The 13,445-nt window shown below is 69.6% G+C and carries 9 protein-coding genes; 6 read left to right on the top strand and 3 right to left on the bottom strand.

The annotated features are described in order from the left end of the window. Nucleotides 1–14: 14 nt before the first annotated feature. Entirely contained in the window at nt 15–3,350 is a 3,336-nt protein-coding gene (locus QE388_RS04760; RefSeq protein ID WP_307383432.1) for a LamG-like jellyroll fold domain-containing protein, read from the top strand. 67 nt (nt 3,351–3,417) lie between these two features. Here QE388_RS04760 and QE388_RS04755 read toward each other — a convergent pair whose 3' ends face one another. The 3 genes from QE388_RS04755 to QE388_RS04745 all read right to left on the bottom strand — a co-directional run bounded on the left by QE388_RS04755 (nt 3,418) and on the right by QE388_RS04745 (nt 5,924). Beyond that, nucleotides 3,418–4,245, bottom strand: coding sequence for a hypothetical protein (locus tag QE388_RS04755; protein WP_307383429.1), 828 nt, complete (start codon nt 4,243–4,245; stop codon nt 3,418–3,420). Next, nucleotides 4,223–5,221 carry a type IV toxin-antitoxin system AbiEi family antitoxin gene (locus QE388_RS04750; protein WP_307383426.1) on the bottom strand — a complete coding sequence of 333 codons (999 nt, stop codon included), beginning with the start codon at nt 5,219–5,221 and terminating at the stop codon, nt 4,223–4,225. The genes QE388_RS04755 and QE388_RS04750 overlap by 23 nt, the downstream gene beginning before the upstream one ends. A gap of 76 nt (nt 5,222–5,297) precedes the next feature. After that, entirely contained in the window at nt 5,298–5,924 is a 627-nt protein-coding gene (locus QE388_RS04745; RefSeq protein WP_307383423.1) for a helix-turn-helix domain-containing protein, read from the bottom strand. A gap of 159 nt (nt 5,925–6,083) precedes the next feature. On the opposite strand from QE388_RS04745, the gene QE388_RS04740 reads away from it, so the two are divergent. From QE388_RS04740 to QE388_RS04720, 5 genes are all read left to right on the top strand, one after another. Continuing rightward, nucleotides 6,084–7,841: an NCS1 family nucleobase:cation symporter-1 gene (locus QE388_RS04740; RefSeq protein WP_307383420.1), complete on the top strand. Its 1,758-nt coding sequence runs from the start codon at nt 6,084–6,086 to the stop codon at nt 7,839–7,841. Further along, a complete protein-coding gene (locus QE388_RS04735) occupies nt 7,838–8,590 on the top strand; it encodes an aspartate/glutamate racemase family protein (RefSeq protein ID WP_307383418.1) in 753 nt (250 codons plus the stop codon). Before QE388_RS04740 ends, QE388_RS04735 begins: the two co-directional genes overlap by 4 nt. Before the next feature lie 51 nt (nt 8,591–8,641). Continuing rightward, nucleotides 8,642–9,976: an allantoinase AllB gene (gene allB / locus QE388_RS04730; protein ID WP_307383415.1), complete on the top strand. Its 1,335-nt coding sequence runs from the start codon at nt 8,642–8,644 to the stop codon at nt 9,974–9,976. A gap of 422 nt (nt 9,977–10,398) precedes the next feature. After that, nucleotides 10,399–11,526, top strand: a complete 1,128-nt coding sequence (locus QE388_RS04725; protein WP_307387055.1) for an acetamidase/formamidase family protein — start codon at nt 10,399–10,401, stop codon at nt 11,524–11,526. A gap of 291 nt (nt 11,527–11,817) precedes the next feature. Continuing rightward, the gene (locus tag QE388_RS04720; protein WP_307383413.1) at nt 11,818–13,392 is read left to right on the top strand and encodes an AtzH-like domain-containing protein; all 1,575 of its coding nucleotides are present in this window, start codon (nt 11,818–11,820) and stop codon (nt 13,390–13,392) included. Nucleotides 13,393–13,445: the final 53 nt, after the last annotated feature.

Raw genomic sequence — 13,445 nt, 5'->3', positions numbered from 1 at the left:
TGATGAGAAGAGAGATGTCCATCCAGCCTCGTCGCGCCTCGCGCGCACGTTCCGTGGTCGCCGCCGTGACGGCGTTCGCCCTGTCCACCCTCGTCCTCGGCAATGCCTCCGTCGCGCTGGCGGCTGACGGGAACACCCCCTCGTCGGCCCCGTCCGCCGCCGCATCAGCCGACGCGCCCGCCACCGCGGACCGATCCAGCTTCCTCCTGCCCGTCCTCCCCGACACGCAGTTCTACTCGCGCTACAGCGCGTCGCAGTTCTACCCCCAGTACGGAACGAACCCGTTCGAGGCGCAGACGCAGTGGGTCGTCGACCACAAGAACGACCTGAACATCCCGTTCGCCGTGCAGCTCGGCGACGTCGTCGACCAGCAGTGGGTGGGCGATCAGTGGACCGCCGCGTCGAAGGCCATGCGGATCCTCGAGGACGGGGGCGTGCCGTACTCGATCATCCCGGGCAACCACGACGTGGCAGACCAGGGCGCACGTTCGTCGGAGGCCAACGCGGCGAACTACCTGTCGAACTTCGGGGCGACGACGCTGAAGCGGCAGGCCGGAGGAACGCTGCTCGGCACCTTCCAGAACGGGTACTCCTCGGCTTACGACTTCCAGGCGGAGGGACACGACTGGATCGTCCTCTCGCTCGGCTGGAACGCCTCCGACGACACGTTCGCGTGGGCGCAGGGCATCCTCGACGCCCACCCCGGTGTCCCCGTGATCTTGAACTCGCACGCGATCATCGGCATCGACCAGGACCAGATCTCTCCCACGAGCTGGTGGTACGGCGACCTGCTGTGGGACAAGCTCATCCGCAAGAACGACCAGATCGTCCTGACCCTGAACGGTCACTTCCACGGGGCGACCCAGCGAACGCTGACCAACGACTTCGGACACCCCGTGTTCGAGGTGCTGACGGACTACCAGATGGCCGCGGACGGCGGTAACGGCATCATGACGCTGTTCGAGTTCGACCTCACGAACAACAGCATCGACGTCGACACCGTCTCGCCCTGGGTGTCGAAGAAGCACGCCGATGCACTCACGTCGACGGACACCCCCGTGCTCGACGGGAAGTGGCAGCAGTTCAGCCTCCCGATCGACTTCGGCGCCCGCTTCGGATGGTCGGCCCCCACCGCGGCGCAGGCCGACAACGTCGATCTGTCGGAGCGAGCCAAGCAGATCGTGTCGGCGGGATGGACCGGACAGGGGAAGGAGCAGCAGCTCGCCGTCGCCGGGAACGACAGCGACTACGTGCGCGTCGACGGGACGATCGCGCACTGGCGGTTCGGCGGCGTCGCCGGGGGCGACATGACGGACACGACCGAGATCCCCGACATCGCCGGGTCGAGCCCGATGTACCGCAACCCCGTGGACGACACCGACGCGCCCGACACGAGCGACGACGTCTCGATCTCGCACGCCAACGTGCCGGTTTACTCGGCCGACAAGGGCGCGGTGTGCTTCACCGACGTCCACCGTAATGCGGGCGCGCGCGACAACCTCGGCTACATCACCACCGAGTACGGAGCCCCGGCCACCTTCGCGCACCTCGACGCGACGACCGGTTACACGCTCGAGACGTTCCTTCAGATGGACACCAACTGGACCGAGGCGGCCAACCGCTGGGGAGCAGCCATCACGCGCGGCGGTGCCCGCCAGTGGATGGGCATCAACGACTCCTCCGACGCCGGTGCCGGTGCGGCATGGCTGGGCATCTCCAACCTCCGCGAGTACCAGTACTCGGCAGCGGATCCGCGCTCGAAGAACTCGTACACCCTCTGGTCGGGCGAGATCATGCCCGGGGCGTGGCACCACGTCGCGATCGTGAACAACCCGGCCTCGGGAACGGTCATCATGTACGTCGACGGCGTTCCGGTGCTCCGCAACGCCTCGCAGGTCGGCGGGATGATGGCGGCCGACTTCATGCCGTGGATCATCGGCGCCTCGACGTGGAACGAGGAGCCCGAGCACGGCTGGTACGGCTGCGTCGGTGAGACGCGCATCGTCGACCACGCCCTGACCACCGACCAGTTCCTGTACCAGCGTCAGAACATCGACGCTGGCGGACCGCAGTTCGCCCTGGTGACGGACGTGTCGTCGGCACAGCCGGCGGGGGCGTCTCTCGCGTCGTTCGACGGCACCGGGCTCGCCGGCGCCGACGTGCGCGTCGTCGACCGGGGCCGCACGATCGGTCGGGCAGCGGTCGCCGCGGACGGCACCTGGCACGTGGCCCTCGAGAGCCCCGTCTCCGGCGCCGGCGCCCACCCGCTGAGCTTTGTGCAGTCGCTGGGCAGTCGTGACGGGAAGGCGCTCGAGGCGACGGTGACCATCTCGGCACCCGTGCCGACGCTCACCGACCCGTCGGACCAGCGCGTGCTTGTGGGGGGAACGGCGACGTTCTCGGTGACCGCGGGGGGATCGCCCGCTCCGACCGTCGCCTGGCAGTCGTCCGCGGACGGGTCTGCCTGGACGGATGTCGCGGAGGTCACCTCGTCGACCCTGACGGTGAAGGATGCCACGACCGAGATGAACGGCCGCAAGTTCCGCGCCGTGGCCTCCAACGTCGAGGGCGGCAAGACCGTGTCGGCGGCGGCGACCCTCACCGTCATCGATCCGACGCCGTCTTTGCCGTCCTCTTCGGACCTGGCTCCCGTGGACGTCACGGGTCCTCTCGACGGGGGGACCACCGTGACGGTGCACGCGGGCGCGGCGCACAAGGGTCAGGTCCTGCGGGCGTGGGCGTGGTCCTCGCCGACGGATCTCGGACAGGTGACGACGGATGCCGCGGGCGACGCGATCGTCGATGTCTCCGCGCTCGAAGCGGGCCGCCACACCGTCGCGCTCACGCAGCCGAACGATCCGACCGTCCTCGCCTGGGGCACGTTCGAGATCCCGGTGCACCCGACCACGCTGCGCGACAACACGGAGCTGCGCACCACGGTGACCGCGAGCGATCTGTGGTCTCTCGATGCGCAGAAGTCCTCGGTGGACTTCGGCTCGGTCGAGCGGGGGACGCGTGCGACGGCGAACCTCGGCAAGGTCACCGTCGTGGATGATCGTGCCGCGCTGACGGGATGGACGCTCACCGCGACGGCCACGCCTTTCACCAGCGGCACCTACTCCGCCCCGGCGGACGCGCTCGGCATCCGACCGATGTCGTTCGCGGGCGAGGTCCTGCTGCCGGGTCTCGCCGTCGGCACGGGCGGAGGGGTCATCGCCACGGGCGCGGCCGGCGTGTCCACGGGGGTCGGCGGCGCGCGCTTCGACGCGGGCCTGGACTTCACACCGCCCAAGGATGCGCCCGTCGGTGTCTACCACTCGACGCTGACGCTGACGCTGATCGCGAAGTAGAACACGCGGGGCCCTCGCCGACGTCCGGGTCGGCGGGGGCTCCGTCGTCCGCTCCGGCCATCAGGCGTCAGGCGGGCGGTTGCGCGTCGCGGAGACCGCGCGTGAACGCCTCGACGATATCGAGTCGTCGCGACCGGTCCTGCGGCAGGTTGAGCAGGTGGCCAGTGAGCGGCCGCACGTCCAGGCCGGTGAACCGGCTCACCAGGTCGTTCGCGTCTGAGGGGATGAGATGCCGCCGAATGTCACGGCCGAGGAGATGCGCGCTGCTCTGGTTAGCGTCGAAGCCGTACAGTTCGCTGATGTCGATGTCGGCGCTGAAGAGACGATCGCTCGTTGACGGATCCTGCGCATACCAGTCGAAGGCAACAGCCAGATCCTGTGCGTCGCGATGGTCGCCGTGCGCACTTCTATCCGCCCACGCGCGGGTTTTGAGCAATGCATACCCCGAGGGTTGAGGAAGACGGACAGCTTCCCCGGTGGGAAGCGTCAGGATTGATGCTCGGTCGAACACCTCCTGGAATCCGAAGACGACGATGTCGTCATTGCGGGTCGATGGTCGGCTGAGGCCGCGGGGTTCCTCAGCGACATCGCCGAACGGGACGACATCGACATGCATACCGGCGACGCGAAAGGCGATTCCGTTCGACTGGATGGAGGTGAATGCCGATCCGATCCGCTCGAACTCGTTCCATGAGGCGATGGCGATTCCGAGGTCGAGGTCTGTGGTCAGGCGCGTCGGTGTCGTTCTTCCCAAGGCGGAATGGATGGCATCGCGACACCGTGCCCCGACCAGCAGGATTTTCCGAGGATCGATACCCGTCGTCGTGACCAGATCGTGGACGGCCGCCGCGACATCGTCCAGCAGTCGGAGGTCAATGCGCGCGCAGTCGAGCATTGTCGTTTCTCAGACGCTGGGCTGCTTCTCGTTCGCGAGAATCACCGGATGCCAGGAGATCGGCGTAGACCAGCAAAGGCGGCGCTTCTCGTAGTCGGGCAGATTCTCGCGTGCGCGCCGGGACAGGCTCGGTCCAGAACTTCTCGCGAAGGAACAGGGTCGGTGACTCGTCATCGCGCGCCCAGCGCCCCGCTTGGGCTGCATCGCGGGGGATGCCGTCGGCGTAGATGGTCCATGTGATGTTGCGTGCGATCCACGGTGCGACGGCTTCTCCGCTGAGATAGAGCGGTGGGCCGTCCGGAGAGAGGCGGGACGGGTCGAAAGTCCCACGAAAGGCTCGAGTGTTCTCCCGCGAGCCGAGTCCGCTCGTAAATGCTGCCGCCCATCCATCGATCAGCGAGTCGATGTTCCTCAGGGAACCGTGGTCGCGTGGGCCGAAGCGGTCGAGGAAGTTGGCTGATTCGAGAGCCACCAGCGTCTTCTGCGTGAAGCTCACGGAGGCTCCGGCGGCTCGCGCGAGGTCTTGGAGCCGTGCAGCGAGGAGGTCCGGCCAACTGATCACCGCAAGGATGACCTGCGACCGCTTTTCCGTGAACAGGGAGGCGCTCTTCGCGGGTTTACGGAGGCCGGTGGCGGAGTCGGGCGTCCGCCCGCGCACGTCGATCAGCGTGTCTCCGAGCGACAGGTAGCCGTTACCTGCCTCGTCGATGAAGTTGACGCCGATGTTTCGGAGCGCGTCCGCGTTGCGCGGCGTGACTCGGCTGCTCAGCGCGACGACAGGACCTTTCACGGGGAGAGGGAGGATGTGCTCCAGCTCCGTGAGGGTCAGAGGCGACACCGCAACCGCGGTGACCGTCTGCTGCTGCTTCCCGCGTGAAACGACGAGAGAGGTGACCGGGCTGTTCACCGTCGGCATGTTTCCGATGAGGTCGATGCCGTAGTCTCGCGCACGGCTCCGAATCTTCTCGCTGTCCATGATTTCCTCCGAGGAAAATTCTCCTACAAGGAGATCTTTCGCGCAAGGAAAATTCTCCTCGTGTGAAATCTGCCGTTCAGGCGTGCACGATCAACCAGTGCGCCACGGCATCCGTCTCGCCGGTGTTGTGCAGGCGGTGGGGGACCGAGCAGGGGTAGCTGATGGCATCCCCCGCCCGCAGGATCACGCGCTCGGCCTCGAAGTCGATCGTGAGTTCGCCGGCGACGACCGTCCCGACCTCATACCCCTCGTGGTGGAACAGGCCGTCAGCGCCGTGGGCGGAGGCGCCGGGCGGGTAGATCGATTCGAAGTAGTCGACGCCGGGGGACGATCCGGGGGTCAGGCGACGGAACGAGACCCCACTGTCGAGCACGATGTCGGGCGACTGCCCCGCGCGCTGAAGGGTGAAGCCCGAGGGCCCGACGGGTTCGACGGGACGATCGGATGCCGGGTCGAAAGCCGCCACGAGAGGAACGCCGAGGGCGTCGGTGATCGCGATGAGCCGCGAGACGCTCGGTTGCATCACCCCGCGCTCGATCTGCGACACGGCGCTGGGGGAGATGCCGAGCGTCTTCGCGAGAAAGCGGGCGGAGATGCCCCGGGCCTGACGGAGATCGCGGATGCGCGCCCCGACGGATGCCGACGGCTGGGGCGTCGCGGCCGCGCCCTGGTCGACGGCGTCGGCGAGGGGCGGCTGCGTCATGCCCCGAGTCTAGGGAGCCGCAACGTGTGAAGGATCGACTTCACACGCTCGTTACACGAGCGAAACCAGCGGGGTTGTGTGAACCCATAACTTCACATCAGAGCTCCACTCCGGCCGCGGACTCCACGTCGTGGCATCCATCGTCCTGAGAGGAATGACATGACTTCCACACCGCTCACCGGCCCCCACGATCTCGTGGAGGCTGCCGGCCACCCCCACGGGGGCGGCAACATGAAGCCCCACTACGACGACCGTCTCGCCAATGAGGACCTCGCGCCGCTGCGCAAGCAGAAGTGGTCGAGCTACAACATCTTCGCCTTCTGGATGAGCGACGTGCACTCGGTCGGCGGCTACGTCACCGCCGGTTCGCTGTTCGCCCTGGGTCTGCAGTCGTGGCAGGTGCTCGTCGCGCTCATCGCCGGCATCGTCATCGTGCAGGTCTTCGCGAACATGGTCGCCAAGCCCAGCCAGAAGACGGGTGTCCCGTACCCGGTGATCAACCGTGTGGTGTTCGGCATCCGGGGTGCGAACATCCCCGCGATCATCCGCGGTCTCATCGCGATCGCCTGGTACGGCGTGCAGACGTTCCTCGCCGCGGAGTCGCTGAACATCATCTTCCTGAAGTTCGTGCCGGGATCCGCGGCGCTGCTCGACGTCTCGTTCGCGGGTCTGTCGGCGCTCGGGTGGATCTCGTACGCGATCCTGTGGGTCGCGCAGTTCCTGCTGTTCTGGAACGGCATGGAGGTCATCCGACGCTTCATCGACTGGGCGGGCCCGGCGGTCTACGTCGTCATGATCATCCTGGCGATCTACCTGGTGTCGCAGGCCGGCATCCAGAACATCTCGTTCACCCTGTCGACGACGCAGCTCGACTTCTGGGCGTCGATCCCGGTCATGTTCGCCGCGATCGCGCTGGTGGTGTCGTACTTCTCGGGCCCGATGCTGAACTTCGGTGACTTCGCCCGCTACGGCAAGAGCTTCGCCGCGGTGAAGAAGGGCAACTTCTGGGGCCTCCCGATCAACTTCATGTTCTTCTCACTGCTCACCGTCATCACGGCGTCGGCCACCGTGCCCGTGTTCGGCGCGCTCATCACCGACCCGATCAAGACGGTCGAGCAGATCGACACGCCCTTCGCGATCCTGCTCGGCGGCCTGACCTTCGTCACCGCCACGGTCGGCATTAACATCGTCGCCAACTTCATCTCGCCCGCCTTCGACTTTTCCAACGTCGCCCCGAAGAAGATCTCGTGGCGCGCGGGCGGCATGATCGCCGCCGTCGGGTCGACGTTGCTCATGCCCTGGAACTGGTACTCCAACGCCGACGCCATCCACTACTCCCTCGGCGTTCTGGGCGCGCTGATCGGGCCCCTGTTCGGCATCCTGATCGCCGGCTACTACATCTCCGCCCGCCAGCGCGTGAAGGTCGACGCGATGTTCACGATGGACGCCAAGGGCCCCTACTGGTACCGCAACGGCTTCAACCCGAATGCGGTCAAGGCGGTCATCGTGGCCGGTGTTCCGACGGTCGCGATCGCCGTCTTCCCGAAGCTGTTCGCCGACCTCGGTCTGTTCAACGTCTCGTGGATCAGCGACTACAGCTGGTTCATCGGCTGCGGCCTCGGCTACGTGCTGTTCCTGCTGTTCGAGCGCATCGACCCGCGGGTGCCGACGTTCGACGGTGAGACAGAGGGGATCTCCGACGGCACCGTCGAGGTGGCGGCCGCTGCCGAGGTCGAGGCCCTGGTGCTGGCACGGACGGTCGCGGATGCCGGGACCCCGGTGCCGGGCTCCGGAGCCGTCGCGCCCGATGCGCCCGTGGTGCTCGCGAAGGCGGCTCAGGATGCCGGAACTCCGGAGCGCGGGACGGCAACGCCCGGGCGCCCGACCGCCGCCGGCCCGCGCGGGGCGCTCGCGTGAGGATCCTGCTCATCAACCCCAACACCTCCCGGGCGATGACCGCGAAGATCGCGGACGCCGCCCGGGAGGTGGCGGGACCCGACGTGGTCGTCGACGCGGTGTGTCCCGCGGTCGGGGCGTCCGCGATCGAGAGCCACGTCGACGAGGTCGCCGCGGCGGCCGCCGTGGTCGAGCTGGTCGCCGCCGACCGTGACGGCGCCAGCCCCGCCGATGCCTACGTGATCGCGTGCTTCGGCGACCCGGGGCTCGACGCGGCGCGCGAGCTGGTCGACGCGCCGGTCGTCGGGATCGCCGAGGCCGCGATGCACCTGGCCGCGGTGTCGGGCCGGCACTTCGGCGTCGTCACGACGCTCAGCCGCACTCTCGGCCGGGCGCACGACCTCGTCGCGCGCTACGGCATGGAACGGGCGTGCGTGTCGCTCGCGGCGACCGGGATCCCCGTGCTCGACCTCGAGGACACCGGCTCGGTCGCGGTGGAGACCATCGCGCGGTACAGCGCAGAGGCTGCGGCGGGCGGGGCTGACGTCATCGTGCTCGGCTGTGCCGGGATGGCGGACCTCTGCGCCGAGCTGTCGGCACGCGTCGGTGTCCCGGTCGTGGACGGGGTCGCGGCGGCGGTGGGGATGGCATCCGGGATGGTGCGGATGGGTCTCGGGACGAGCAAGCGCGACGAGTACGCGCTTCCCGCTCGTGGGGCAGGTGCGCCCACCCTTCCTCCCCAGGCAGCGAATCTCGAGGTGTTTGCATGAATGTTGATCACGGTTACATCTGCGAAACGCGGGGCGCTTAGCGTGGCCGGTATGAGCACACGGATCGCCGCACGACGGGTCTATCTCGACGGGGAGTTCCGCCCCGCGACAGTCGTGAGCGAGGGCGGGGTCATCACCGCGGTCGAGCCGTTCGACGCCGCGGCCGAGACGGTGCTGCCGGGTGATTCCGTGCTCCTGCCGGGCCTCGTCGACTCGCACGTGCACCTCGACGAACCGGGCCGCACCGAGTGGGAGGGCTTCGCGACCGGCACCGCCGCAGCCGCCGCCGGCGGCGTGACGACCATCGTCGACATGCCGCTGAACAGCCTCCCCGTGACGACCACGACCGAGGCACTGGATGCCAAGCGCGCGGCCGCCGCGGGAAAGCTCGCGGTCGACGTCGCCTACTGGGGTGGCGCGGTGCCCGAGAATCTCGGATCCTTGCGCGAGCTCGCCGACGCCGGGGTCGTGGGTTTCAAGTGCTTCCTGTCGCCGAGCGGCATCGACGAGTTCGGACACCTCGATGCCGAGCAGCTCGAGCGCTGCCTCGCCGAGCTCGCCATCTTCGACGGTCTGCTGATCGTCCACGCCGAAGATCCCGCGCACCTGCACGCCGACGGCGCGCTCGGGCCGCACTACCGCGACTTCGAGGCCAGCCGCCCGCCCCTGAGCGAGAGGGCGGCCATCCGCCGCGTCATCGAGGCGGCGCGCCGCACGGGCGCCCGCGCACACATCGTTCACGTGGCCGACGGGGGAGCGCTCGACGACGTGCGCGCCGCGAAGGCTGAGGGCGTGCGGCTGACGGTCGAGACCTGCCCGCACTATCTGACGCTCGACGCCGACGCGGTGCCCGACGGCGCGGGGGCCTTTAAGTGCTGCCCTCCCATCCGCGGCGGCGACAACCGCGATCTGCTGTGGGCCGGGATCGTCGACGGCACGATCGACGCGATCGTCAGCGACCACTCGCCGGCCACCGTCGAGCTGAAGGGCAACCCCGATTTCGGTCTCGCCTGGGGCGGGATCGCGGGCCTGCAGACCGGATTGTCGGCCGTGCACTCGACGGCCCGCGCCCGGGGCTTGGCGTTCGAGAGCATCCTGCCGCTCCTCACGACCGGGCCGGCCCGCATCGCGGGCCTCGACGGGCTCGGCGTCATCGAGCCGGGCGCCCCGGCGCACCTCGTCGCGTTCGCTCCCGATGAGGAGTTCGTCGTGGATGCCGCCGCCCTCGAGTACCGCAATCCGGTCTCACCGTGGCATGGGCAGACGCTCACGGGCGTCGTGCGAGAGACCTGGCTCTGCGGCGAGTCGGTGTACCGCCGCGGCTCCGCGGTGACGGAGCGTCAGGGGCGCGAGATCCTCCGCGCGACCGCGGCGGTGGACGCGTGAGCGGCGGCGAGGCGCGCCCGCCCGCATCCGAGGTCCCTGAGCTCGGTCAGGCCGCACCCGAGGTCCCTGAGCTTGTCGAAGGGACCGGTCGCACTGCACCCGGTGTCGCACCCGAGGTCCCTGAGCCTGTCGAAGGGACCGGTCGCGCCGCACCCGGTGCCGCACGCGAGGTCCCTGAGCCTGTCGAAGGGACCGGTCGCACTGCACCCGGTGCCGCACCCGAGGTCCCTGAGCCTGTCGAAGGGACCGGTCGCTTTGCGTTGGGCGTCGAAGGGGAGGTCCCTGAGCCTGTCGAAGGGACCGGTCGCACTGCACCCGGTGCCGCACCCGAGGTCCCTGAGCCTGTCGAAGGGACCGGTCGCGCCACCTCGGGTGGTGGCTCCGACGAGCTCAGCCACCCTGGCCGCCCCGCCCCCCTCCCGATCCTGCAACCCCACACCGGCCCGATTCCCGGCGACCACTACCTCGCCGCGACCCCGACCACCGTCCTCTGGGGTCGCCTTCCCTGCGCCACCGACGCCGCCGTGCTCGAGATCGCGCCCGGCGAGACCGTGACCTTCGACACCGTCAGCCACGAGGGAATCCTCGATGATCAGGGCAAAGACCCCGGCGCGTACTTCGCGGCCCACGGCGTGCCGCGCGAACAGGTGCTCGACGATGCGGTCGAGATCGCGGCATCCGTTCTCCGCGACCCCGTCGCCGACGGACCCCACGTGGTCGTCGGTCCGGTGCACGTGACCGGAGCGCACCCGGGCGACCTGCTCAAGATCACCGTCGAGACCCTCGTGCCGCGCGTGCCGTACGGCGTGATCTCGAACCGCCACGGCAAGGGCGCGCTCGTCGGCGAGCTGCCGCGCGGTGAGCACAACGTCAGCGTCTTCGCCGCGGTCGACGAGCGGGGTGGCATCCTGCACGGAACCCTTCCGGTCGTCGAGGGCGGCGAGCCCGTCGTGGCGTTTCCCCTCGCGCCGTTCCTCGGCACGATGGGTGTTGCGGTCGCGGGCCACGAACGCCCGCACTCGGTGCCCCCGGGAACCCACGGCGGCAACATCGACATCAACCTGCTCGTCGAGGGCACCACCCTGTTCCTCCCCGTCCAGGTCGAGGGCGCGCTCGCGTACGTCGGCGATCCGCACTTCGCGCAGGGCGACGGCGAGGTGGCGCTCACCGCTCTCGAGGCCTCGCTGCGCGCCACGCTCCGCTTCGAGGTGATCCCCGCGGATGCCGCTCGCGCGGCGTTCGGCGAGGTCACGGGTCCGCTGGTCCGGACGCCCGAGTACCTCGTGCCCACCGGGATGCACGTCGACCTCGACGAGGCGATGCGCGCGTGCGTGCGTGCCTCGCTCTCCCTGCTGAACGGGCGGTGGGGAATGGACGAGCACCTCGCCTACGCCTACCTCAGCGCGGCAACCGACTTCGACATCTCGCAGGTCGTCGACATCGTCTCGGGCGTGCACGCGCGGATCCGCGAGGCGGACTTCGCGGGCGTGCCGTCGGTGGAGCCCGAGGCCGTGGCATCCGGTAACGACGCAGACGGGAGTGCGGCATGAGGGCCCCGCGTGGTCGGCGCCAGGATCGAGTGTCCAAGACACGCCGTATCGAGGGGGCCGCAAACGGCGTTTCTTGGACACTCGCCGCCGCGAGACCCCTTCCGCGCCAGAAGTCCGAAGGAGACGACGTATGACCCCCGCTCTCGCCGCCGCCCTCGCCCGCGCCGAGGCCAGCAACGCCGCGTGCGGTCCGACGCCCGCCCCTGAAGGTCGAGTGTCCAAGACACGCCGTATCGACCGGGCCGCTAGCGGCGTGTCTTGGACACTCGATCGCAACGAGAGGGGCGCGCGATGACAGATGCCACGATCCCCGCCGACCTCCGCGACGCCTTCGACGCGTACGAGCGCGCGATCGTCGCGAATGACCTCGACGCCCTCGACGCCTTCTTCGCGCCGGGGCCCGACACGCTCCGCGGCGACCCCGCGGGGCTGCTCGTCGGACACGACGCGATCAGCGGGTTCCGCTCGCTCCGCGGCGGTGTCCCCCCGCGCGACATCACCGACGTGCACTACCGCCCGCTCGGGCCCGACGTCGCCCTGCTCATGTCGGTCTCGCGCTTCCGCGGCGGGGGCCGGGGCCTGCAGACGCAGGTGTGGCAGCGCATCGACGGCGGCTGGCTCATCACCGCGGCCCACGTCGCACCGCGCACCCCGCCCCTCGACCGTTCGATCTGGCGGAGCGTGGGCGATCCCTTCCTCCAGGGCGCGTGGGAGGGGCCGCTCGCGGGACTCACCGTCGCGGTGAAAGACCTGTTCGCCATCGCGGGCTTCCGCATCGGGGCGGGCAACCCGACCTACCTCGAGGGGGCACGGCCCGAGAAAGCCACCGCACCCGCCGTCGCCGACCTCCTCCGCGCCGGAGCGTCGCTCCGCGGCATCGCCCGCACCGACGAGTTCGCCTACTCGATCGCCGGCGACAACGTGCACTACGGCACCCCGCCCAACGGCGCGGTCGTCGGGGCGCTCCCCGGCGGGTCCTCCAGCGGACCGGCATCCGCCGTCGCCGCGGGACACGCCGACATCGGCCTGGCCACCGACACCGCCGGGTCCATCCGCGTGCCGGCGTCGTACCAGGGACTGTGGGGACTGCGGACGACGCACGACCTCGTTCCGCGGCAGGGCATGCTCCCGCTCGCCCAATCGTTCGACACGATCGGCTGGCTCACCCGTGACGGCGACACGCTCGAGCGCGTGGCCGAGTGGTGCCTGAGCTACGACGGGTCGGCGTCGACCGAGAACGTCTACGGTGCGTCCGGCGACGACCTGCCGTGGCGGTTCCTCGTCCCCGAGGAGATCCTCGCGTGCGTCGAACCGGCGACCCGCGAGGCGTTCTCGAAGATGTTGGCCGCGCTCGCGGCATCCGACGAACCGCCGCCTTTCCGCGCTGTCGAGGCGGGCGATTTGGATGCCGCCTTCACGGCGTTCCGTACCGTGCAGGGGGCCGAAGCCTGGCGCAACAACGGCGAGTGGCTGCGGGCGCACCCCGGGGCCGTGGGTTCGGCGGTCGCCGAGCGCTTCGACATCGCCGCGCGGATCACCGCCGCAGCCGAGGCCGATGCGCGCCGAGATCTCGAGCCGATCGCGGCGCACCTGGCCGAGCTCGTCGACGGGGCCGTGCTGATCTTCCCGACCGTGCCCGGCCCCGCGCCGCAGCGCACCGCTGACGTCGACGCGGTCCGCGCGGCCACTCTTCGCATGACGGCACCGGCCGCGATCGCGGGTCTCCCCTCGATCTCGGTGCCGCTGCTGACGGTCGACGGCGCGCCCGTCGGCGTGTGCCTCGTGGCGCGCGCGGGCACAGACATCGCGCTGGTGCGTCTGGCTCGGCGTCTCGCGGCGCTGGTCGAGGCGGGGAGCGGGCGATGACCGGCGCGCGCTGTCCCGCGCTCCGGATGATCCGCCCTCTGGCCGCGCATCGC

The organism is Microbacterium sp. SORGH_AS_0969, assembly GCF_030818255.1.
Taxonomy (GTDB): Bacteria; Actinomycetota; Actinomycetes; order Actinomycetales; family Microbacteriaceae; genus Microbacterium.
This window is presented reverse-complemented; position numbering and strand designations above follow the sequence as displayed.